Raw genomic sequence first — 22,494 nt, forward strand, 5'->3', positions numbered from 1 at the left:
AGATGGAGCAGAGGAAACAGATTGATTGTCTGCTAGTGAGTGCTACCTGTTAACAGCGAAACTGCGGGATGTCATGAGAGGAGCTTTATCGGGAGGTGTCGCGCAGGGCGACAGGTTTGTCGAGTATTTCCCGGTAGAGGATGGCGGTGCGGAGTGCCTGGATGTTGTTCAGGTCGTGCCGTAGATCCGTGGCTGATGTGACAGCGGGTTGGCTGGCGTGGTGGATCGTCTGATGTTTTGCCGCCGGGGTGGTAGCATGTTTGTTTTGGAGACTCGCGAGAGCTTCCTGTTCCGCATTGGAGAGGGATTGGATGGAGGCGGCTGCCTGTTCTTCACTGGTGGCAGCGGCAACCGGGGAAGGGGAAGAAACGGTGCGGTTTGTAGATTCCTGCCGGGTAACTGGGATGGGGTGGGAATGTTGTACCCGGTTATTGTTCGGCTGATGGTGGGAAGCTTGGGGGATACTGGCGGCTGTTCTTCCCGGCGGGATTTTTCCATGGGTACGGGCGTTTTCGATGACTTTCCTGATTTTCCGTTCTTCAGCCGTTTCGTGCTGCTTGGAAGGATTGGGTCGGAAGAGTTTTTCCTTCAAATAGTCTATCAACCAGCTGATTAGCATAACGCCGCCCAAAACAAGGAGAGAACTGATGGCTCCCCAGATGTCGACATCGGCAAGGCATGGGATGAAGGCTGGCATGATGGAAGTATCCGACTGGGCTGCGTGAAAATATACGGGGACGGTTAGTACCTTAATGTCCAGTACTTCCGTCCCCGGAATGAGGGGGTTATTTGACGTTGGTTGAAGGCGATGAGGGAGCGGCGATGGCATCCCTCATTTTCGTATCGGCAATGACGTTCTGGTAACGGGCATAGTCGAGGACGCCGAGGTTGCCATTGCGGAAGGCTTCTGCCATGGCCATGGGGATTTCAGCTTCCGCCTCGACGACTTTGGCCCGCATTTCCTGGGTACGGGCCGACATTTCCTGCTCGGTGGCGACGGCGGCAGCGCGCCGTACTTCGGCTTTGGCCTGGGCAATTTGCTTGTCGGCTTCGGCCTGTTCCGCCTGAAGGCGGGCACCGACGTTTCCGGCGACGTCTACATCGGCGATGTCGATGGAGATGACTTCGAAAGCCGTGGAGGCGTCAACGCCTTTATCCATGACTTTCTGAGAGATGTTTTCCGGTTTTTCGAGGACGTCCTTGTAGGAGGATGCGGAGCCGACGGCAGAGACGATGCCTTCTCCGACACGGGCGACAACGGTTTCTTCCGTGGCGCCGCCGACGAAGAGGTCAAGGTTGGTGCGGACGGTAACTCGGGCGCGAACGGCTACGGCGATACCGTCGCGTGCGACAGCCGTCAGGCGGGTTTGACCGGAAGCGGGGTTCGGACAGTCGATGACGCGGGGGTTGATGGAGGTGCGGACGGCTTCAAGAACAGTTTTTTCCGTTCCTTTGACGGCGAGGTCGATCGCGCATGCCCGGTCAAAGGTGAGGGGAATGCCGGCTTTTTCAGCGGCGATGAGGGCGAGTACGCAATTAATGATGTCGCCGCCGGCCAGGTAATGGGCTTCCAACTGGTCGGTGGAGATGGGCAGCCCTGCCTTGCCGGCAGTAATCCGGGAATCGACAACGAGGGGATAGGGCACTTTCCTGAGCCACATACCCAGCATGTTGGTCATGGAGACGGGAGCTTTGGCTAGGCGTGCCCGCAGCCATGTCTTAAAAAATTTGGCAATAATGGCGCCCGTGATCAGGACGAAGACGATAACGACCAGGATAACGATGGCGAACAATGCTCCAGGAATTTCTGCTAATGGCATGCTCGTTTTGTAACATGACGGCGGATTGTTGGCAAAGAAGAAACGATAATTTTTTGGACATCATTTTTTCTCTACTTGACCTTCTGGCTCGAAAGGGCAATCCCATGTGCTGTGCTTACGACTGATTTTGATTACAACCTTCCCGAAGAACTCATTGCCGACCGTCCTCTGCCGGATCGTGCCTCATCCCGCATGATGGTGATCCATCGTGATAGTGGGGTAATTGAGCACCGACATTTTTCCGATCTCCCGGATTATGTACAGGAAGGGGATCACTTTATTCTGAACGACACGCGTGTGGTCCCAGCCCGGTTTTTCTCGAATGACGGCTCTATTGAGCTGGTGCGGGCAGGCGCTTTGTCTCCGACGCTATGGAAGTGCATGGTGCGCCCGGGGCGCAAGATGAAAATCGGCAAGACGGTGCAGATCGGCGAGGCTATGGGTACAGTGGAGGATATTGACGCAGAGGGTTACCGCATCATCCGGTTTGATGCCGAAGTGGATGAGGAACAATACGGACGTCTGGCTCTGCCTCATTACATGAACCGCGAGAGCGACCCCGAGGACAAGGAACGTTATCAGACGGTGTATGCAGCTCATAACGGTGCCATTGCTGCTCCGACAGCGGGTCTTCATTTTACGCCGGAGTTGCTGGCTTCCATACCTCATAGTTTCGTGACTCTCCATGTCGGCGTTGGAACGTTTCGCCCGGTAAAGGTGGATCGTATTGAGGAGCACGAGATGCACACGGAGCATTTTGTCATGCCGCAGGAAACCGCCGATGCCGTATCCGCTGCCAAACGCGTGATTGCCGTCGGGACGACATCCGTCCGTGTGCTGGAACACTTGGCTAATACTCAGGGGCTTCCTTTGAAGGGGACGGAAGGTTCTACCAACATTTTCATTTACCCCTCGTACGAGTACAAGGTGGTCGATGCCCTGATTACCAATTTCCACTTGCCCCAGAGTACGCTGATTATGTTGGTGAGTGCATTTGCCGGGCGAGAACTCGTGTTGCGTGCCTATGAAGAGGCCATCCGGGAACGTTACCGTTTTTATTCCTATGGGGATTGCATGTTAATTCTCTAGAAAGAGGACGAATGTGAAATGGGATCAACGGAAATGGTGTTCCAGATTGAAGAAAACGGGGCTGGCTCTGGTTCGCATCTATTTCTTGTTGTTTGTCATTTTGATTCTATTTCAGGGATATGTCGTTTTTCCCGGTCAATGGATGGTGTTTCCATCCCTTCGGCATAGTTTTTTGGAAAAATATCTGGAGCCATGTTCCCGTACGTTCCATGTGAACGGGGAAACGCTGGAGGGATGGGTTAAACATGTTCCCGGGACTCCTCTCATTGTTTTTCTAGGAGGCAACGGAGAAGATGTCGCCTGGCATGTTCCATTTCTCGACGGGATGGGATGTTCCTTTCTGACTGTCAATTACCGGGGATTCGGCAACAGTTCGGGTTCGCCTTCGGAACAGGCTCTTATTGATGATGCCATTGTTCTGATTGATCAGGTTTGTGGGGAAATGGACATTCCTTCCGGCGAGGTTGTCCTTGTCGGGCAAAGTATCGGATCGGGGGTAGCGGTTGCCGTTGCTTCCAAGCGTCCTCCTGGCAAGCTGGTTCTGCAGGTTCCGTTTGACAGTCTGGAAGCCGTTGCCAAGGAAAAATTGCCCGTGTATCCCGTTTCGTGGATATTGAGATCTCCGTTCAGGTCTGACTTGCTGGCTCCTGCCATCACTTGTCCCGTTGCTGTTTTCGCCGCACTGGAAGATGAGGTGATACCTGTGCATCATGCTCGGCGTATTGCTTCTCTTTTCCCTCAGCTTATCTGTTACCGCGAATTTGACGGCGTTCATCACATGGAGCTGGAAGACGCGTATGGTTTTGAACGGGCTTTCCGGAATTTTTGTCTGGATGACGGAAAGGGATAGGAACTTGACTTTCGTTCAAAAGGGAAAATATATAGAACCATCATGGTTTTCAGGAAAAAATATTGTTTCCGATTCGGACTGCTTGTTGTCGCGGCCATGTTGTTTTTGGTATTGAGTCATTGCACCAACAAGTTTGTTTTTCCCGGACAATCCATGATTAATCCGGACGAACGTCCTGTATTCATGGAAAAAATATCGCATCCTTATTACCATACTTTTTCCGTCAATGGAGAAACTCTGGAAGGTTGGTCGAGAGAGGTGCCAGGAACTCCCTTGATCGTATATTATGGAGGCAATGCCGAGGATGTTCTGTACAGAACGGAGGAACTGGTGACTTGGGGGTGTTCTTTCCTGGCAGTCAATTACCGTGGATTCGGAAGAAGTACGGGTTCTCCTTCACAAAAGAACGTCGTGGATGATGCCGTGGTCTTGCTTGACCTTGCCGTATCCGGGAGGGGAAAATCATGGGACGATGTTGTTCTTCTGGGGCAGAGCATTGGATCGGGGGTTGCCGTCCAGGTTGCTTCACAGCGTCCTGTGAGCAAGATGGTACTTTTGGTCCCGTTTGACAGTTTGGAGTCGGTAGCAAAGGAGATGATTCCCTGGCTCCCGGTGTCTTGGCTTTTGGATTCTCCGTTTCGTTCCGACGAACTGGCTCCCGGCATCACATGTCCCGTGGCGATTTATGCGGCAGAAGAAGACCGGGTGATCCCCGTACATCATGCGAGAAATTTGGCCCGTCTTTTTCCCAATCTGACGAATTACCGGGAGTTGCCCGGGATGTCCCATATGGGACTGTTGGGGAATCCGCGATTTTCGAAAATTCTCCGTCAAGAATGTTGTGAGAAGTCGGCCACGAAAAGAACTTGATTAAAGAATAAACAGTATTACGATAAAGATATGGTTCCAGGAACTGTTCTTTTGATTTTTGTCATATTGGTTTGCTACCTCTTCTTTGCTGCAGGGGTAACGGGAGCAATAGGCCTCGTAATGGGATCCCGCTGGCGGCGTACCGGAGTTATTGCCGGGACTTTAGCTACGGTTATGATTATGGGGACAGTGCATTTGTACGTCCAATTTCTGGAAGCATGCCAGAAGAGTCTGGTGGCTGAAGATGGGGCGATCAGTCAATTGATACTGAGTGGGGCGGATGGGCCGACAAGTTTGTTTGTGACCATCAAATTCCCTTGGATTATGGCATTGGCCCTTTGGATGATTACCTGCCTTGTTACGGTGGGCGTTGCGTGGATGCAGGAGGAAGCCTACTGCAACAGGCTGAAGGATGCCCGGGAATCCGGAGAAGCGTAAAATGCTAGCTGCCGGCTGGCGATGTTGTATGTTCCCGGGGCATCGGTTTTCCTGTGGTTGTTTGAGCCGGGACGATGGAATGAAACCGGATTTTTCCAACATTCCGGTGATCCGATGTGAAAAATAAAGCAGGCATTCGGTTGCGAGTGCCTGCTTGAAGTTGCCGGGAGATGATGGGGATAGTGATCTATTATTGAGGAAAGACTCTTTTCCATGTTTTACCCTCATCCGTGGATTCGTGGATACCTTTTTCGGCATAAAGGGTAATGTGTGAGAAGTTGTCCTTGTCAATCTTCAATTCAAAGGCCCGGCCCCAGTTCTGCTGGTCCGCTTGTTTTTTCCAACGCATGGCATTTTGGTTGCTCCAGTAAACGCCGTTGCCGTCTAAAGGTACAGCGAGCAGGAGCGTGACATCGTCGCGTCGGCGGTCTGCAGCCAGGGTGGGCTGGTTGGAGGGCAGTACCTGCAGGACGCGGTTGATGGTATGTGCCATGTTGAATGTCGTGTAAAGCCCGTTTGTGGAGAACAGGTAGAGCAGAGCATCGGAACGCGTGTCGTAGAGCAGTTTCAGGAAACCTGTACCGGGGACTTCGATGAGAGAGTCCCATTTTTTGCCATTGTTGCGGGACATGAAAGCTTTGCCGCGATTGGTCCCAGGATCCGCAGTCAGGAGGCCGACCCGTTCCGGGATATCGGGGTGATAGGCTACATTGGAAATGGCTTCGCCCTTCAAGCCACGGTTTTCCCAGGTAACCCCTCCATCGGATGAGAAAAAGACCCCGGCTCGGTCGGAACCGGCCATGATTTCCTGGGCGTTTTTCGGATGGACGGAGATGATTTCTCCGGCGATAGCCGAAGGAATGGAAGGATTGACTTTGAATTCAGAGCAGACTTTCTGCCATGTTTTGCCCATGTCGGTACTGCGGAAGAGGCCTCCTCCTTGACTGGAGGCCGCTGCCATGATCAAGTTGTCGCCGGCCAGGGCAATAGAACGAACGAAGGAGGTCCCCTGAGGCAGGCGTATGGAATGCCGGGTATAGGTGTCACCATTCTTTTGCAGCAGTTCGGCTCCCCGGCGGGTACGGAGGACGGCAAGATCGGGCTTCAGGATGGAGTAGCCGATAATGGAACCGGAAGCTGAGGGAAGAACCATTTTGGGTTCTTGCATCTTCCCTTGCTTCAGAGTGATGTCGCCCATGGTAGCCGTAAAGACGCCTTTGCCCTTGCCGGGGATGGTGCGGAAGGTGATACCCGCCAGGATTGTTTCCGGCATGGGGATGATGCGCTGCATGGCCATTTCCCACGTTTTGCCGTCAGCGGATGAGAAGCAGGAAAATTCGTTGCCCCGGCGTGTGATCCGAAGCCAGGTATGCTTATCGTCAAGACGGAAGGACGACTTGCGGCTCGTGCCGTAGTCGCTGAAATCGGCGCTGCAACGCACTCCGTCTCCTACGGTGCGGAAGATGGCTATTTCCTTGTCGTAGTCATTGCCCCCATTGTCCTTTTTAGCCATGATGCCGACCCAGCAGTCATTGCCGGTATCGAGCGATTTGTCACTGGATGAGATGATTCGTCCGGTCAGGACAAAGTCCCCTTTGACGGATCGGTTGACCAGGTATTCTCCCTCGCCTACAAACTGGAAGATTCCGTTTTTGCCGTTGACTGCGTGGGGAAGGCCGGTTTCTCCGAATGTCTTGACTGACCATGATGGATCCAGAACGCTGGAGGATTTCAGGTTGACGTGAGGAGTGTCGACCGTATGGGAACCGTTGTAGTAGACACGGGCCCAAAGATCGTTGTTGCCGTCAAAAAGGGTCATGGATGCCAGGAATGGAGGCTTGTCCGTGGAGGAGACGAGCTTGTTGCCGTTGAAGTATTCAATTTTGTTGACCTTGCCGCTGGAGATAGATGTCTTGAGTATCTTTTCCTGGGCGTTGCCGGAGATTTCCAGTTTGGCGTCGGGGATGTCGGAACGCTTTTCCCGGACGAGGTTTTTGAGAGGGATTTCTTCCAAAGGTTTGTTGTCGTATTCCCATCCCAGCCAGGCAATGGCGAATTCGGGATCGTTGTTCTTTTTGAAGTAGGTGAGTTTGATGGGAACGAGTCCCCTCTGCAGGAAGACGGAAGTGCGCTTTTCCGAAGCACTGTGGATACCGTCGTTGTCGATGACATTTTGACCACCCAGTTCCAGGCGGCTACCGTCGCAGGATTTCAGGACAAAGGTGTAGGCCCCCGTTTCAGGGACATTGAGAAAGCCTTCGTAGGTGAAGGCGAATTTACCATCGCGATTACCTCTCAGGGCCGTATCGAATCCCCGGGACACACCGGAACGCAATGGTTGGGAGAAGTCGATGGCTTGGAGAGAATCCCAGCCGTCCGGGCTTTCTACGTATTTGTATTCCAGTCCGTCGGTTACTTGCTTGTTGGCTGAGACGGACTGGATGGTTTTCCCGGTGCCGGGCTGTGGCAGGTCGATGGTTTTGGTCTGGTCAAAGATGTCCGTGATGGTTAGGCGGGCATAGCCTTTTCCTCCCGCAGTCAAGGGGATGGATTTGGTACGGACTTGAGGGAGCTGTTCCTGAACGGATGCCAGTGGTTTTCCCCGGAACTCCGGGTTGTCGTATACATCGATTTTATAGCCGAGCTGAGGGGAGGATTGAGCTTCCAGCGTCCAATCGACAATGAGCTGGCCGTCTGCCGTACGGGACTCCGCTTTGGCGAGAATGGGGTCGGGAACCGGTGCTGCGGGTTGTTTCAACTGGAAATCATGTTTGCGGCCCTGTTCGAGATTATAGGGGAATTTGCGGTTTTCCGTATAGGACATGGTGAGGACGGTGTTATCATCCTTGAAGTTGACCGTCCAGGCCTGGTACTTCATTCCGTCGTCCTTGTGAACGTCGACGGAGACGGTGTCCAGTTTCTTCCATTCTCCATTGAGGCGATAGAAGCCTTTGCCGTGCCACAGTTCGCGGTGCTTGCGGCCGGCGTGTCCGAAGTCCTCCAGGAATCCTCCGTTTCCTCTGAATCCGGTGGCGGCATAGGGGATGCGGAAGGTTGCGAGATGGTGCCATTCATTGTTGGTCTGGTCCTTCATCCAGGAGCCCACATAGGCTTCCTTGTTTTGTTCATTGGCTCCCCATGTGCGGATGAACATCGTGTACCACTGCTTGGTCTTGATCCATGGGACATCGCGTCCTCCGGCACTTCCGGAGGCTCCTTCTCCGACGTACTGGCGGGCATAGACGACGGGATTCATGTAGGTGTTGCGTACCTGGCGGTTTTCGTAGGCTTTGTCCGGCCAGAAGGACCAGACGGTACTGGGACGGTAGGTTTCCAGATTGGTGTTGTCTCCGACGTTGGCGGCGACGCCGGCGTAGAAATACCCTCCCTTGGGATACATATTGAGATTCCAGCAGGCAAAATAGGTGGATTCCGGCCAGTAGGGGTATAACAAATCAACCATGATGATGTCGGCCCCGTCTTCGACGTGATCCTGATACCAGGAGGCAGACGCCGGGATAGACATGCAAAGGCCAAGGATGAGGAAGAATATTTTTTTCATGGAATGAGGGAGATGGGGGAAAGGTTTGCCGAGCAGAGCAGTTTTACGCTTGATATACGAAGCTTCGCAAATGAAAAATTCATTAAGATTGAGGATTCCACTGCAACGCTGATGCCGCCAAAAGGAAGGGATGCTGTAAAAATCCCGTCTAAAACATGGGATTTCGCGGGAAAATGCTTGATGCTTGCAGGGCAAGTTGCTAAGGGTCGATGTATGGATATGAGGCGTTTTCTGCAAATTTGCCTGGTTGTTCTGCCATTGCTGGCTGCTTCCTGTAGTCCGGGCTCATCGTCGCGGCGTCCTCCGCTTGTCAGTTTCCGACCTCAGGATATTCCTTTGGTTCCTCGTACGGTCTCCCAGATCAACAGGGAAGTGCGGATAGACAGGGACTACATGCCGACTTCTACGAGGGCTCGCAGATATTATTCCGGTTCGTTGAGCCCCCGCTTTATTACGATTCACAGTACGGCCAATCCTTCGGGAGATGCCTGTAGTCATGCCAAATATTTGAATAAGGGGAAATCGGGCAGTCTTTGCTGGCATTTTACTGTGGACCAGTACCATGCCGTCCAGCATTTGCCATTGAACCGGAGGGGGCACCATGCGGACAAGGGCGGGCCGGGAGACAGGTATTCCATCGCCATTGAGATGTGCGAGGTACGTTCTCACAGCAAGGCCAAGACTTATGACCGTGCTGCCAAATTGACGGCGAGCCTGATGACCCAGTACAATATTCCTCTCCGCAATGTTGTCCCGCACTACTACTGGAGTGGCAAAGCATGCCCAGGACCTCTGCTGGATGAGAAACGTCCCGGCTATAAATGGAGCTGGTTTATTTCCCGCGTGGATTATTACTACCGTTGTCTGAATGGCGGGAAGCAGCATGTATCCTGATTCAATATTTGGTACAGGGAAGTGAACATGCCGGAGCCAGACATGTTGAATGGCGGTTGGAAGTTGCTGTCCCGGCTGGATGAACTTGCTTTTTTACGGGGAATGGCCCGTGAGAGGAAGGCCTTGGACGCGTTGGGCATTTCGACGGTACATGATTTGTTGTTCCGTCTTCCCCGGCGTTATGAAGATCGGCGTCGTTTCGACGGGTTCGATTCCCTGGGGGAGCACAGGGCCGTTTGTCTGCGCGTTAAAGTTGTGGATACGAAGTGGAAGGGCTTCCGGGGGAAGGGGGGGTACTTTGAGGCTGTTGTCGAGGATCTGAACAGCCTGGGCGGTTCCGTCATCAGCTGTCGGTGGTTTCATTTTCCCGGGATTGCCAAGATGGTGTGCGCCGGTCAGGAATTGGTGATGTACGGCAAGCCGAAGCAATACGGCAAGCAGCTCTGTATGGTGCATCCCGAGTTTGAAGAAGTGCAATCGGGAAGTTCCATCCACATGGATAGGCTGGTACCGGTCTACGGGAATTTGTCCGGATTGAATACTCGGAGATTCCGTGAAATCATCTGGAAGGTGTTTCAGGGGATGGTGCCGGGAGCCGAAGACGGAATTTATGAATTCTCGGAAAAAGAGCCTCGTAAAAAATCCCTTTTGGATCTGCACTTTCCGGAGTCCATCGAGGATGTTCTGCGGGCTCGCCGCCGCTTTGCTTTGGAAGAATGCCTGATTCAGCAGTTGAAAGTCGGTTGCCGGCGCCGCCGGAATCTTGTGGTTCCCGGGAAGATAACGGCTACGGGAACGCAATTGATGCGCGACTTGATGGAGGCTCTTCCTTTTGAAATGACACTCAGCCAGAAGCGGTGCCTCCGCGAGATTTACGGGGATATGAAGTCTTCCCGCCGGATGAACCGCCTGCTTCAAGGTGATGTTGGTTCCGGGAAAACACTTGTAGCTCTGGGCGCTATGCTGATGGCCGTGGAATCGGGACATTCCGCCGTTCTCATGGCTCCGACGCAGATCCTCGCAGAGCAGCATTATCGCAAATTCCGAACCCTGCTGGATCCGCTGGGAGTATCCACATCGTTGAGAACGAGCGACAGGAGGGAGGATTCCCATGTGGCCTTCGATGGAGAGCCTTCCATTGTCGTCGGTACTCATGCGCTGTTGTATGCACGGAATTCTCCCGGTTCGCCCGGTTTGGTCGTCATTGACGAACAGCACAAGTTTGGCGTACTCCAGCGCGAACGCCTGGTGGAAAGCGCCGGCAATCCGGACGTACTTGTCATGACGGCGACTCCGATCCCCCGTACGTTGACACTGACAGTGTACGGGGATTTGGATGTGTCCGTGATCGATGAACTTCCCGCCGGGCGCGGGAAGATTGTGACCGCTCTCCGCACACCGAAACAAATGAAAAAGATTGTGGAATTCGTCCGCTCCCAAATCGACGAAGGCCGCCAGGTGTACATTGTCTCTCCCCTGATTGAAGAAAGTTCCGTGCGTAAAAGTACCTCTGCCCTGAAGGAACTGGAGGTCTGGAAAAAGCGCTTGCCGCATGTCGATATCGGTCTGCTTCACGGGCGCATGGCTTCGGAGGAGAAGGATGTTATCATGCGCGACTTTTTGGAAAACAAGATAAGCGTCCTCGTATCGACGACAGTGGTCGAGGTCGGAGTGGATGTTCCGAATGCAACGGTCATGATTATCAATGATGCGGAATCGTTCGGTCTTTCCCAGCTTCACCAGTTGCGGGGGCGTATCGGCCGGGGAGGACACCATTCCTACTGTATCCTGATCTCCGATGTGGCCGAGGATGACGAACAATGGGAAAAACTCCATATTCTGGAGACGACATTGAACGGATTTGAATTGGCCGAGGAAGATTTGCGCTTGCGCGGCCCCGGGGACGTCCTGGGAACGGAACAGAGCGGCCTGAGTTCCATCATGTTCACGGAATGGTTGACGGATCCCCGGCTTATTCGCAGGGGAAAGGAACTGGCGGACATGATCCTGGAGGAAGACCCCGATCTAACCTCAGCCAAGTACAAGGCGTTGAGGCAGTATTGTCTCAATATCTGAGATCGTGAATGGAGCTGCCTGCGATGATCATTGGTGATCCTTCCCGTGAGGGTTTCGGGAAGACTCGTCAGATTGGAGGCCCATCTGGAATGACGGAGCCGAAAGGAGAATCCTCCTTGCCCTTTTGTCCGGCGCGTCCGGGGTCGGATGCCTTGCCGCGTTCTCCGGCTTTTTGGATGGCGCTTTCGGCATCCTCGACCGGTTTGTCGGACTTGATGGCTTTACGCTTATTGTTGTCGGGTGAGGAGAGGATGCGCTTGATCAGGTTGCCGGACGAATCGTATACGAATTCTTCACGGGTAAAGTTCCAATCGGTTGGATAGGGATGATCGATCCGGCTCAGTTGGCCCCGTTCATTGTATTTTTTGTCTGGGGTGCCCTCTACCATGCCCAGGGGGATTCTGTCGAGCAGGATGGGATAGGCAATTTCAATCAAATTGGTAGAGGATATTTCTTCTCCATAATGGGCTCCGCTTTTGAGAAGGCCGAATGGAGAAAAATCTTCCATCCGTTTGCCGGGTAATTTCAGGAACAGGCGACGGGAGGTTTCCTCGATGAAGGCCATGCGGTTGAGATGCGGAGTAACGCCGGGATAAATATAACGATTGCCGGGTACTTCTTTGCCTGCCGCATCCAGAAAGGTTTCGCTGCCGGAGCTGCCGTCAGGGGATAGTTTGACATTTCGTGTGGCGTAAAGGTTGCGTACCATGACCGGGTTGTCCTGGGCATCCGTGAATTGTTCGATGTAATCGGCGTTGTTCTTTTCGTTCCTCCAGGCGATGCTGCGTTTGTAGTAACCTTCGGAATTGAGGTTGGAGGGGTTGATGGTACCCCCCTCATACTCGACGGAGAAATCCAGACCGTTTTTACCGTATTTGCGAGTGACTTTGGTATATCTTCCGGGGGTGAGGGCTTCGCCGCCGGAGGCGGTTCTGTATTCGGTTCCGGTGAGGCGGTTTTTACTGTCGTATGTTCGGAGAATCGATGCGGCCTGTTCCGGGCCATAACACGGGAGTCCTGATCCATTCAGGTAATCCCTTTTGGTTTCCCTGCCTTCTCTGTTGAATTTCAGTTCCATGGAGGCATAACTCCATGGAGTGGAGCCGATGGAGCCATCCGTGTCGCAGAAGACATGCTTGCTGCATTTCCCGTTTTTGTCATATTCATAGTAAATTTTGGAAATTCCATCCCTATTGTAGCAGGGGGAGTTTTCCGGGTCAAAATACTCGATGGACAGAAGGCGGTCTTCATTTCCCGATTTGATGTAGGTGTACTTGGCGGATGCATAACCCTCCGGACCGAACAGGAGGTTGTTGTTGGCTCCTTCGAACGTTTGGCGGACGAGTCTGCCACCTCCGTCATATTCCATGCGCTGGATATGGTACCCGTTGGGGATGATGATTTTGGTATCGTTGTTGTCAAAATAGGCGATGGATGCCAGGGCTTTCTTTCCCTGGACAAGCTTGTAGGTGAAGGTCTGTCTGGCCCAGCCTCCGGGCCCCATCGCCAGTTCCTTGCCATCCTTGCCGAAGAATGCTGTTTCTTTCAATTGACCGTCGATGTCGTATTCGATGGACTGAGTGGCAAACCCGCCTGTGCAGAGGACCGGGTTGTCGGATTTATCCAGGCAGGTTGTTTGGGTCAGATAACGGGTCCGGTCGTACCGAATGGCGGCGAACCCCCAGGCATTTTCGACGGGGTTTTCCTGGGCGTCCAGCCAGATCGTTTTGAGAGGTTCTCCGGCAGCATCATATTCGAATTTAATGAAGCTGTGACCGAGGATGTGTTTAGTCGGGTTTTTATGTTCGTCGAGGTAGTGGATGCGGGTGAGGAGTGAAGCGGTGGCGAGTGCGGGCAGACTGACACGGGAGGAGGCTTGGCGGGAACTTTCGTTGATGCCTCCCAATTCTTTTTTGAACCGTTCTTGCGGTCCGGATCCTTCGGCAAGATGGTTATTGAGTTCGTTGACTCCCGGCGGAAGCAGGTAGTTATAGATAACGGCATGGTAGCCGAATACAGTCCGGACGGGGTTGCCATCTTTGTCGAAGTACTCTCTGCGGGCGATACATCCCCCCGGTTCTCCGTAGGCAATTCGTTCTTCGGCATAGCCGAGAGAGTTGCCTGTCTTATTGCCGTCTTTATCAAGGAAAGAGATGCTGCTGATTCTTTTCAAATGGTCGTATGTAAATTGCAAAGTGGCGTAACCTTGAGTGGCTGTTGTGATGCAGACGGGGGATTGTGAATCGGTCGACCATCCAAAGATGATCCTGATCGGTTCATAACCGTCACTGACCATCATTGGGTGTTTGGCGGTGTCGAGATACGTAATGGCTGTCAATTGACCTTCCGGAGAATAGGAACACAGGCATGCGGCCCAGACGTAGGGACCGCGCATCAGATGACCTGCATTGTCCGTGTATGCGATGAGGAGGGGCTTACCCTGCGGATCGCGGATGAATTGTTCCCAGGCATAACCTTTGGGGCCTCCTCCGGGGATGGTGACGCTCTTGAGATATTTTGCAGGGGACAGGTTGCCGGGCTGTCCGGGCTCCGGCGTCTTGAGTGCCTGCGTGTATTTGTATGAAATTTCTACCGTGCGTTTGCCTTCGAATTGGGCCTGGTTGGCTTTCAGGGTGTCGGCATCCAGTTCCGGGAGTGTTTTAAGGTAGTCCTCCAATGTCATTTGGGCTTCGGAGACCGGGAGGAACCATGTTGCCAGGAGTAGAGGGATGAAGAGTATTTTTTTCATGGCAATGGATGGTTACAGGGTTGAAACGTCGGCGTTGTATTTTTGCCAGGCAGCCGAGAAATCAGTAAAGAGTTGTTCCCAGGAGCGTCCGTCTTTGAGGCGTTCGATACATGTTTCCTTGGGAACTCCTTCCTGGCGCATGCGGAGGAAGTCCTTGAGGTTTTTCCCGTCGCGGTTTCTATCCATGTGCATGAAATATGCGGTGATGAGCAAGGCCCGCGTGCGGTTCAGGCAGATGCATTTTTCATCGTTATTATAGATAGCTTCCGGGGCCGTCATGATTTTCTGGAATCCTTCGGGGAAGCGGTAGGGGCTTTCGAGTTCGCTTTGTTCTCCATGGGATTTGGCGGCTTTGGCAGCAGAGGCTATTTTTTGGATCATTTTTTCCGTGAAATTGGTCAGATCTATATTGCCCGTCTCCAGGATGCCCAATTGATCCAGGTACATGGCGAATCCTTCCGTGAACGGGGTATTGGTCAGTATGGAGGCAGGTTCTATCGTGTGGATCCATTCATGGACGCAGACGGAGTACAGTCCGCTGTGCCGGTTGTTGGAATGGGACGAGGATTTGGTAGAGGACAGACCGAAGAGTTCCCCGTTGATGTAGCAGATGCCGTTGATATTGATGCCGGGGACCTTGGCTCCGGTTTTCTTTTCGAATTCTTCTTGGTTGCCGTAGATGTAGAATGTGTATTTTTCCGGGCAGAGGTTGTTTTGAGCTCCCGGGAAGTGGAGGGGAAAGATTCGTCCGAGAATGTAGGCCGTTTCCATGTCGAAGAAGGTGTTTTCGATAGCCCTGGTGTTGGTGATGGATTTTGTATCGTAGGCGATACGGAAGTGCGGCGTGTCGAGGTAGGTCCATGTGTCGTCTCTGGCGACGACAGTGGGAATCGGTCTGTTTTCCGGAGCTTCGATGATATCGGGCAGGACTTCGTCCCAGTTGCCTTCTTCCGGCAGGAGGCTAGGGACGATATGACCGGGACGCAGGAAGCGTCGCAGAGGCAAGGGGGTATCCAGGGCGTAGCTGCCCCATTCCCGAGGCATGACGTGGAACGGGATGGCCTGGCGCGAGATGATGGGGATTTCCTCCGGTCCCAGGATGCGGTCCGCATTGATGAACCGGGAACCCGTATCGAACAATTCTCCCGTTCCATCGACGAATGGCTCGATCTGAGGCTGCTGTTTCTTCGTAAGGAAAGAAGCAGGGGATTGTGCATTTGCTCTCCCGGTGATTGTCATGAAGGGAACCGTGCAGAGAAGAACCAGAATGGAACCGAAGATTTTCACAATTCCGGATTGTGTGGTAAATGGAATGAACGGTCAAGAATCAAGCCCGGAGATATTGTAAAAAGAGAACGGAAATAATGTTTGTTTCGGAGAAAAGAGCAGAAGCGGGAGGCCTATGTTGACATACAGGAATGCTGGAATAAGATCATTCCGTATGAAATTCACCCGTATCGTTTCAATTTTAGCTCTGGGTTGCATCTGCGTAGGTGTTGCCCGCAGCGATGCCGCCGAAACCAAGGAGCAGAGGGATGCCCGCATGCAGTGGTGGCGCAATGCCAAATTTGGCATGTTTATTCATTATGGGCTTTATTCCGGTTTGGCGGGCCAGCTCGACGGTAAAAAATATGGAGGAGGAGCCGAATGGATTCAGTCGTATTCCGGAACGGATAGCGATCGGTATGCCAAGTTGACGGAACCTCTTTTTAAGCCTCAAAAGGGTTGCGTGAAGCAGTGGGTAGATCTTGCCCGGCAGGCCGGTTGCAAGTATGTCGTCCTGACCAGCAAGCACCATGAAGGTTTTGCTCTGTTCGACTCCAAGTTAACGGACTTCAATAGTAAAAAAGTGGCAGATTTCGATATCGTCCGGGAATACGTGGATGCCTGCAAGGCCGATGGGCTCAAGGCCGGCTTCTACCACTCCGTGATTGACTGGCACCATCCGGATTACGACTGGCGCCAGGCCCAGGGGCTTCCCTACCCCGAGAATAACAAAAAATTGCCGGTTCATGCGAATCCCGATCATTCCAAGTACCAGGACTTCCTTCATGGTCAGGTCGATGAATTGCTTTCCAATTACGGCAAGATTGACATCATGTGGTGGGACTTCAGTTCCAACCAGTTTGACGGCGACAAGGCTTGGCGTGCGACCGAATTGCTCCGGAAGGTTCATGAAAAACAACCGGGTATTATTTGCAATAACCGTCTGTATGCCTCCCATAACACCAATGGGCCACTGGTGGTGACAACGAGCGAAAAAGGAGATTTCACGACTCCTGAACAGCATATCCCGCCGCAAGGAATTGAAGGCGATTGGGAAGTGTGCATGACGCTCAACGGTACCTGGGGTTATGCTGAACATAACCACAATTGGAAATCGAATGATACGCTGATCCGGGGCTTGGCCGATACGGTCAGCAAGGGAGGCAATTTCCTCTTGAACATCGGGCCGCGTGCCGATGGTTCGTTGCCGGACGAGACAATCAGATCGTTCAAGGCTATTGGTGACTGGATGAAGATGAACGGAGAAGCCATTTACGATACAACGGCTAATCCTTTCAAGCGCTCGTTCCCTTGGGGAGTGGTGACACAGAAGGGAGATATCTTGTATTTAATCGTGTACGAAATCCCTGCAAACGGGAAGTTGAACCTGCCTTTCAGTGCCGAGGGGACATTATCGGCTTCCGCCTTGGCGGATGGTAAAAAGGTTCCTGTCAAGAGTTCCGCGACAGGGGTGGAGCTTGATCTCTCGGGAGTAACTCCCGTTCCTTCCGCTACGGTCGTCAAACTCGTGGGACGGGGACATGTCATTGATGCTGTGATGGGGGGTAAAGACGGTTTTGTTTTGGAACCGGATATGGCAGTTCTGGGAGCCGGTCAGCAGCTTGAAACGGCGGGCGGCAAGACTCATGTCGGTTTTTGGACGGATCCGGATGCAGTTCTTTCCTGGAAGTTGAGTGCCGGTAAAGCAGGGAAATACAAGGTAGACATCACCTATGCTTGTGAAGACAAGTCAGCAGGACTGCCGGTGAAGATAACTGTAACGCCGGGGAACTCCTCCCTCGTCTGGAAGGTTGAAGGCTCGGGGACGTGGCAAAATTTCAAATCGGTGTCTCCCGGTATCGTTACTCTTCCGGCAGGGAAATCTACTTTGAGCCTTAAAGCCGACGGCAAACCCGCTCCCGGTGTTGCCAACATCCGTGAAATTACGCTGACTCCCGTCAAGTAAGACTCCTTCTTGCTTGAACAGGATATTTTTGAATGTTCTCGAAAAACGACCTTTTATTCTCAACGTTTTGCTCTTATGACTTATTGACAAATTTCTGAACAAGAGGAAGGGTTCCAATTTCACCGTAGTGGTGTAAAATAACATATTATTCCAATGGCCATTTCCTACACAGAAGAAAAGACATTTATTCAGGCGGATATCCAGGAACTCTTCTTATCCGTGGGGTGGGTTTCCGGGCAATACCCATCCCGTTTGTACAAGGCTTTGATGAACTCATCCACTGTTGTGACGGCATGGGATGGGAATCAGTTGGTGGGTTTGGTACGGCTTCTGGATGACAGCGAAATGGTGGCGTACATGCACTATGTTTTGGTTCGTCCGGATTACCAGGGACAGGGTATTGCCGGCAGGCTGATTGAAATGGTCAAAGAGAAGTACAAGGACTACCTTTACATTGAGATTATGCCGGAAGAAAGCCGGAATGCCGCTTTCTATGAAAGGCACGGTTTCCAGGTCATGGCGGATGGTGTCGCCATGCAGTTGTGTAATTTCGGCAATCGCCAATAAACTGTTTTTCTTTTGCCGATGTTTGTTGACAAAAAAGGGTTGTTCCTGCGAGTGCGGAACAACCCTTTTGAATTATGAAGGTAGGTATGTTACCTTTTAGATACCCAGCTGGAAGCGGGAGAAGGCAACGACTTCAATCGTGTCGCCCAAGGATTTGGCCGTATCTTTGACCAGATTTTCGATGGTGACGTTGGGATCCTTGACGAATCCTTGATTGAGGAGGCAGGACTGGGCGTAAAGAGCCTTAAGTTTACCGGGAAGGATTTTTTCAAGCAGGTGTTCCGGCTTGCCTTCTTCGATGAGCTGTTTCTTGGCGATTTCCTGTTCTTCTTCGATGAAGGAAGGATCCAGATCGGCGGAAGAAAGGCTGCGCGGGGCTGCGGCGGCAATGTGAAGGGTAATATCCTTGATGAGAGTCTGGAAGGTTGCTTCCTTGACTGTTTCGGCTTTGCCCGTAGCGATGCTCAGGAGCACGCCTACTTTGCCTCCCATGTGGATGTAGGAGGTGATGGCTCCGTTGGCGCCTTCCGCCACGCTGAGGCGGGAGAACTTGCGGAGCATCATGTTTTCTCCGATTTCGATGACTTTAGCTTTGATGAAGTCTTCCATCGTGCTGCCGTTGATCGTCACTTTGAGAGCGGAATCCAGATCCTTGGCATCGGAGGCGAGCAGGGTGTCGGCAACCGTGTTGACGAAGTTCTGGAAGTTTTCGTTCTTGGCGACGAAGTCGGTTTCGCAGTTGACTTCGACGAGGATGCCGTCACATCCGCAAGCGCTGATGCGAGCGGCGATGATGCCTTGATTGGCGGCGCGGTCAGCCTTGGCGGCTGCTTTGGCGATGCCTTTTTCACGGAGGTAGAGAACGGCTTCTTCGAGGTCGCCGTTTGTTTCCGCCAGAGCTTTTTTGCAATCCATCATGCCCGCGTTTGTTTTATCGCGGAGTTGTTTGACGAGAGCTGCAGTGATTTCTGCCATAAATGTAGAGGTGTTGTTCCGGTTGAATTAAGCTTGTGCTTCGGCCTTGACTCCTTTGGCTTCGTTAATGGTCTTGACGAGGCTCTGGAGGATGAGGCGGATGGAGCGGACGGCGTCGTCGTTGGCGGGGATCGGGAAGTCGATTCCGTTCGGGTCGGCATTGGTGTCAACCATGGCGACGACGGGGATATTCAGACGATGTGCTTCGCGGATGGCGATGTCTTCATGATCGGCTCCGACGGCAACCATGGCATCGGGCTTGCCTCCCATGTTACGGATACCCTGAAGGTTGCGTTCGAGCTTCTGGCGTTCGCGGTCGAGAGCGGCAAGTTCCTTCTTGGACATGCTCTTGTATTCCGGAGCCTTCTCAATGGTTTCAAGGTAGGCGAGGCGTTCGATGCTCTTGCGGATGGTGGTCATGTTGGTGAGCATGCCGCCCAACCAGCGGTAGTTGACGTAGTATTGTCCGGTAGCTTCAGCAGCTTCGCGGACGGCTTCCTGAGCCTGGCGCTTGCAGCCGACGAAGAGAATCTTGCGGTTGCGTCCGGCGAGGTCGGCGAGGAAAGCGGCGGCCTTGTCGAGGCACTTTTCAGTTTCTTCGAGGTTGATCAGGTGGATGCCAGCTTTGTCCTTCAGGAGGTACTTCTTCATGCTGGGGTGCCACTTGCGGGTTTGGTGTCCGTAGTGAACGCCGGCTTCTACCATCTGGTTGATCAGATCATTAATCATATGTGTATGTTGTTCTTCCTTAAGCAGGGAGACGCTATGTTTGTTGGAGATCCCGCCGCGTTGTTTCCCCGGTCTCCGTTGTTATGATGCGGCGATATGGAATGGGGAAGAGAAGTATACGTCCTGTTTGTTTCTTTGTCAAAGCGTAAATCTCACGCCGGAGATTGAGCATGAAGAAAAATATCTTTACCCGGCTGGTTTTTGTCATCCGGGGCTATTGCAGCACTTTGGCGAGGAGGCGGTCAATGCCTTCTTTGGCGAATTTGGAGTTGGGATAGATGGAACGAGCCTGGAGGTACCAGGCGAGGGCGGAACCGGTTTCGTTCATGTCTTCCAGCCTCCGAGCCTTGTCGAGGGCGGAGGTGAGGTCGCTGACTTTGGGCATGAGATCTTCGATTTTTTTACCGAGTTCGGGATCTTGGGAGAATGTGGGGAGGTCGCGCATGGTTTTGAGTTCTTCCCATGCAGCGTTTTCTTGTCCCATCTTGGTGAATTCGTCTGCTTTGGCGATAGCGGTTTCGATTCTTGTGATATTGGTGATGATTTGCTTGAAGGCGTCTTCGAGTTTTTCATCCCCTTGGACGACAGGGGCGAAACGGTATTGTTCCCGGAAGATCTGCCGGTAGTTTCGTTCGGCCAGGTGACGCTCGAAGTCCTGCTTGGCGACGACGACGTCGCTGGTGGCGACCATGACTTTTTCCAAGTCGTTGAGCTTGGGATTGCGTGGCCAGATTTCCATGGCTTGCTTGACTTCTTCATCCATTGTTTCCTGGTCTTGTTTGACGAGGGCCTGTTTGGCTTTGAAGAGGTGGAGGTCGCTGGCTCGGGTGTAGCCGGCGATGATGGAGCGGGCTTTGGAGGCGTCAAAGTCGGAAGCTTCGGCGCTGATTTCCTTCACAAGGTTGTCTGCTTCTTCATAATCCTTGGCAGCCATGGCACTGTACAGTTTGTAGTCGGAGCGGAGGACTTTGTGTATCTGGCGTTTTTTCTCGCGGGGGAAGGTGGCGATGGGTGGCATGAATTCCCCCAGAAGGAACGCCTCTGAAAGTCTCTTGCCTGCACCGACGAGCTCTTTTTGCTCGACTTGGTAATCAATGGCTTTCATGTGGCGTTCGACATCTCTGACGGCTTCGTTGGCCAAGGCGTCCAGTGTGGCGATGGTGGGTGGCATGCCGAAGTTTTCGCCGAAGATTTTGGATGCGGCAGATCCTTTTTCGATACGGAGCTTGCTGTCTCCATCGGTGAAGATGCGGTTGTAGACGCGCGTGCCGATGATGACGTGCTGGAAGCGTCTTTGGTAGAAGAGCTGGACGAGTGCGGCCTGGTAGAGAACCTTGGCTTCCAACAGAGAGATAGAGGCTTCTCCTTCAAAGCGCTTGCGAAGGGCCGCAAGCTCCGCTTGGCGGGCTTGCAGATGTACGAATTTGGGGTCTGATCTGTTGAAGGCGGCGCTGGCAACTCGGATTTTGATATCTTGCTTGTTGCGTTCAATCGGGTCGGCATCGCCAAGCCTGCTCAGGCGGTTGGCGAGTTGGTCGCTTTCCTTTTCCATGGCTGCGATAGTAGCTCTCTTGGCCTCGCGGCCTTTTCTGGACAGTACCGACGTGAAAATGACTTGGGCGAGGGTATCGCTGATTTTGGCATCTCCGGGATAGTTGGCGGCGCGAGCCAGCAGGCCTACGGTTTTACTGAGTGTCATAGGATCCGTGTTTTTCGGATTCAGAAGTTTCAGTATTTCATCGATGGTCGCGTAGTATTCCTTGGCTTCTTCCGATGAATCCTCCGGTTCATTGAGGTATTTTTCAAAGCGCGCTCCAAGGATGCGGTTGTCTCCGAGGGGGATGGTTTGTCCATTTAAAGTGACGGTTTCATCCTGCGGGTTGACAAAGGGGAGTTCATTGCCCAGCAGAGGATTATCTCCGGATTGTCCCTGTTGCTGCTGTCCGGAAGCCGGGGGCTGTTGTTGTGAGGCCGCTCCTTGTTTGGCGGGAGTAGGCGCCTGGGCAGGAGGCGGAGTATAAACTTGCGCTGGCGACAGGTGGGTGAGGTAAAGACCAAGAACCAGAGCGGGAAGAAGAAGTTGTTTCATGGCTGCAGCGGGGAGGTTATTTGCAGGGGCTCATGGATTCGACGACCAAGACCCCCTTATTGTCTTGAATGTTGGAAACGCGTACTGTGAAGCGGTATTCCTGTTCGCGCTCGATGTTGATCGTTTTTTTATCTTGAGGGACGATGATGGGAATTCTTTTTTCCATGTTTCCGCGTTTGACGAGGAGGGAAATCATTTCTCCCGAATCCCCAGGGAATCGCTCTTCCACTTTTCCTTGGATGGCATACTTGTTGTCGCGCAGGAGGGAACCGCGAGTGAGGTAGTCTTCGAGAGGCAATTCCAGTTCGTTACTCCTTTTGTCCTGACCGGAGCCTCCCGACAGGAGGGAGACTGCGACGATGAGTGCCAGGATGCCGGCGGCAATGGCGATCAGGGTCGAAGGAGAATTGTTCTTTTTGGATGCGCGTCTGGCCATGATGGGGGGATTTCAGTTATCTAGAATGAAGGAATAGAGGCGTCCAGCCAAGCAGATTTTTACCTGATGTCTATGATTTTCACTTGGCTGGAATAGGAAGAAACGGGGTGTCCGGGAT

17 protein-coding genes are annotated in these 22,494 nt (G+C 52.8%); 8 read left to right on the forward strand and 9 right to left on the reverse strand.

Going from position 1 to position 22,494, the window contains the following annotated elements:
- Positions 1 to 85 precede the first annotated feature (85 nt).
- Both QET40_RS08265 and floA read right to left on the reverse strand, forming a co-directional pair.
- On the reverse strand, positions 86 to 697 hold the full coding sequence (locus QET40_RS08265; protein ID WP_280126698.1) for a hypothetical protein: 612 nt from the start codon (positions 695 to 697) through the stop codon (positions 86 to 88).
- A gap of 88 nt (positions 698 to 785) precedes the next feature.
- A complete protein-coding gene (gene floA, locus QET40_RS08270) occupies positions 786 to 1,820 on the reverse strand; it encodes a flotillin-like protein FloA (RefSeq protein ID WP_280126699.1) in 1,035 nt (344 codons plus the stop codon).
- A 111-nt stretch (positions 1,821 to 1,931) separates the two neighbouring features.
- On the opposite strand from floA, the gene queA reads away from it, so the two are divergent.
- The 4 genes from queA (at position 1,932) to QET40_RS08290 (ending at position 5,067) form a co-directional block, all read left to right on the forward strand.
- The gene (queA, locus tag QET40_RS08275) at positions 1,932 to 2,909 is read left to right on the forward strand and encodes a tRNA preQ1(34) S-adenosylmethionine ribosyltransferase-isomerase QueA (RefSeq protein WP_280126700.1); all 978 of its coding nucleotides are present in this window, start codon (positions 1,932 to 1,934) and stop codon (positions 2,907 to 2,909) included.
- Between the two features lie 13 nt (positions 2,910 to 2,922).
- Positions 2,923 to 3,759 carry an alpha/beta hydrolase gene (locus QET40_RS08280; RefSeq protein WP_280126701.1) on the forward strand — a complete coding sequence of 279 codons (837 nt, stop codon included), beginning with the start codon at positions 2,923 to 2,925 and terminating at the stop codon, positions 3,757 to 3,759.
- Positions 3,760 to 3,912: 153 nt separating this feature from the next.
- The gene (locus QET40_RS08285; protein WP_280126702.1) at positions 3,913 to 4,629 is read left to right on the forward strand and encodes an alpha/beta hydrolase; all 717 of its coding nucleotides are present in this window, start codon (positions 3,913 to 3,915) and stop codon (positions 4,627 to 4,629) included.
- A gap of 30 nt (positions 4,630 to 4,659) precedes the next feature.
- Positions 4,660 to 5,067 (forward strand): hypothetical protein, encoded by a 408-nt coding sequence (locus QET40_RS08290; protein ID WP_280126703.1) that lies wholly within the window; start codon positions 4,660 to 4,662, stop codon positions 5,065 to 5,067.
- A gap of 190 nt (positions 5,068 to 5,257) precedes the next feature.
- On the opposite strand, the gene QET40_RS08295 is transcribed toward QET40_RS08290, so the two are convergent.
- Complete coding sequence (locus QET40_RS08295) at positions 5,258 to 8,629, reverse strand: PA14 domain-containing protein (protein ID WP_280126704.1); 3,372 nt, start codon at positions 8,627 to 8,629, stop codon at positions 5,258 to 5,260.
- A 219-nt stretch (positions 8,630 to 8,848) separates the two neighbouring features.
- Here QET40_RS08295 and QET40_RS08300 point away from each other — a divergent pair, with 219 nt between their 5' ends.
- Both QET40_RS08300 and recG read left to right on the forward strand, forming a co-directional pair.
- Positions 8,849 to 9,523 carry an N-acetylmuramoyl-L-alanine amidase gene (locus QET40_RS08300; RefSeq protein WP_280126705.1) on the forward strand — a complete coding sequence of 225 codons (675 nt, stop codon included), beginning with the start codon at positions 8,849 to 8,851 and terminating at the stop codon, positions 9,521 to 9,523.
- 27 nt (positions 9,524 to 9,550) lie between these two features.
- Positions 9,551 to 11,599, forward strand: a complete 2,049-nt coding sequence (gene recG / locus QET40_RS08305) for an ATP-dependent DNA helicase RecG (protein ID WP_280126706.1) — start codon at positions 9,551 to 9,553, stop codon at positions 11,597 to 11,599.
- Between the two features lie 67 nt (positions 11,600 to 11,666).
- Here the strand turns inward: recG and QET40_RS08310 are convergent, their stop codons facing one another.
- Positions 11,667 to 14,348, reverse strand: a complete 2,682-nt coding sequence (locus QET40_RS08310; RefSeq protein ID WP_280126707.1) for a hypothetical protein — start codon at positions 14,346 to 14,348, stop codon at positions 11,667 to 11,669.
- Positions 14,349 to 14,360: 12 nt separating this feature from the next.
- On the reverse strand, positions 14,361 to 15,635 hold the full coding sequence (locus QET40_RS08315) for a hypothetical protein (protein WP_280126708.1): 1,275 nt from the start codon (positions 15,633 to 15,635) through the stop codon (positions 14,361 to 14,363).
- A 154-nt stretch (positions 15,636 to 15,789) separates the two neighbouring features.
- On the opposite strand from QET40_RS08315, the gene QET40_RS08320 reads away from it, so the two are divergent.
- Positions 15,790 to 17,580 carry an alpha-L-fucosidase gene (locus QET40_RS08320; RefSeq protein WP_280126709.1) on the forward strand — a complete coding sequence of 597 codons (1,791 nt, stop codon included), beginning with the start codon at positions 15,790 to 15,792 and terminating at the stop codon, positions 17,578 to 17,580.
- A gap of 153 nt (positions 17,581 to 17,733) precedes the next feature.
- Complete coding sequence (locus tag QET40_RS08325; protein WP_280126710.1) at positions 17,734 to 18,147, forward strand: GNAT family N-acetyltransferase; 414 nt, start codon at positions 17,734 to 17,736, stop codon at positions 18,145 to 18,147.
- A gap of 96 nt (positions 18,148 to 18,243) precedes the next feature.
- Here QET40_RS08325 and tsf read toward each other — a convergent pair whose 3' ends face one another.
- The 4 genes from tsf to QET40_RS08345 all read right to left on the reverse strand — a co-directional run bounded on the left by tsf (position 18,244) and on the right by QET40_RS08345 (position 22,376).
- On the reverse strand, positions 18,244 to 19,122 hold the full coding sequence (tsf, locus tag QET40_RS08330; protein WP_280126711.1) for a translation elongation factor Ts: 879 nt from the start codon (positions 19,120 to 19,122) through the stop codon (positions 18,244 to 18,246).
- A gap of 27 nt (positions 19,123 to 19,149) precedes the next feature.
- The gene (gene rpsB / locus QET40_RS08335; RefSeq protein ID WP_280126712.1) at positions 19,150 to 19,851 is read right to left on the reverse strand and encodes a 30S ribosomal protein S2; all 702 of its coding nucleotides are present in this window, start codon (positions 19,849 to 19,851) and stop codon (positions 19,150 to 19,152) included.
- A 214-nt stretch (positions 19,852 to 20,065) separates the two neighbouring features.
- On the reverse strand, positions 20,066 to 21,940 hold the full coding sequence (locus QET40_RS08340) for a hypothetical protein (protein WP_280126713.1): 1,875 nt from the start codon (positions 21,938 to 21,940) through the stop codon (positions 20,066 to 20,068).
- 16 nt (positions 21,941 to 21,956) lie between these two features.
- Positions 21,957 to 22,376 (reverse strand): hypothetical protein, encoded by a 420-nt coding sequence (locus tag QET40_RS08345; RefSeq protein WP_280126714.1) that lies wholly within the window; start codon positions 22,374 to 22,376, stop codon positions 21,957 to 21,959.
- Positions 22,377 to 22,494 lie beyond the last annotated feature (118 nt).

Origin of the sequence: Akkermansia sp. N21169 (genome assembly GCF_029854675.1) — a bacterium.
Taxonomy (GTDB): domain Bacteria; phylum Verrucomicrobiota; class Verrucomicrobiia; order Verrucomicrobiales; family Akkermansiaceae; genus Akkermansia.

What these genes read in the sequence shown, in the direction of transcription:
- QET40_RS08265 (WP_280126698.1), bottom strand. Translation starts at nt 697, where the DNA reads ATGCCAGCCTTCATCCCATGCCTTGCCGATGTCGACATCTGGGGAGCC.
- floA (WP_280126699.1), bottom strand. Translation starts at nt 1,820, where the DNA reads ATGCCATTAGCAGAAATTCCTGGAGCATTGTTCGCCATCGTTATCCTG.
- QET40_RS08285 (WP_280126702.1), top strand. Translation starts at nt 3,913, where the DNA reads ATGATTAATCCGGACGAACGTCCTGTATTCATGGAAAAAATATCGCAT.
- QET40_RS08290 (WP_280126703.1), top strand. Translation starts at nt 4,660, where the DNA reads ATGGTTCCAGGAACTGTTCTTTTGATTTTTGTCATATTGGTTTGCTAC.
- QET40_RS08295 (WP_280126704.1), bottom strand. Translation starts at nt 8,629, where the DNA reads ATGAAAAAAATATTCTTCCTCATCCTTGGCCTTTGCATGTCTATCCCG.
- QET40_RS08300 (WP_280126705.1), top strand. Translation starts at nt 8,849, where the DNA reads ATGAGGCGTTTTCTGCAAATTTGCCTGGTTGTTCTGCCATTGCTGGCT.
- recG (WP_280126706.1), top strand. Translation starts at nt 9,551, where the DNA reads ATGCCGGAGCCAGACATGTTGAATGGCGGTTGGAAGTTGCTGTCCCGG.
- QET40_RS08310 (WP_280126707.1), bottom strand. Translation starts at nt 14,348, where the DNA reads ATGAAAAAAATACTCTTCATCCCTCTACTCCTGGCAACATGGTTCCTC.
- QET40_RS08320 (WP_280126709.1), top strand. Translation starts at nt 15,790, where the DNA reads ATGAAATTCACCCGTATCGTTTCAATTTTAGCTCTGGGTTGCATCTGC.
- QET40_RS08325 (WP_280126710.1), top strand. Translation starts at nt 17,734, where the DNA reads ATGGCCATTTCCTACACAGAAGAAAAGACATTTATTCAGGCGGATATC.
- tsf (WP_280126711.1), bottom strand. Translation starts at nt 19,122, where the DNA reads ATGGCAGAAATCACTGCAGCTCTCGTCAAACAACTCCGCGATAAAACA.
- rpsB (WP_280126712.1), bottom strand. Translation starts at nt 19,851, where the DNA reads ATGATTAATGATCTGATCAACCAGATGGTAGAAGCCGGCGTTCACTAC.
- QET40_RS08340 (WP_280126713.1), bottom strand. Translation starts at nt 21,940, where the DNA reads ATGAAACAACTTCTTCTTCCCGCTCTGGTTCTTGGTCTTTACCTCACC.
- QET40_RS08345 (WP_280126714.1), bottom strand. Translation starts at nt 22,376, where the DNA reads ATGGCCAGACGCGCATCCAAAAAGAACAATTCTCCTTCGACCCTGATC.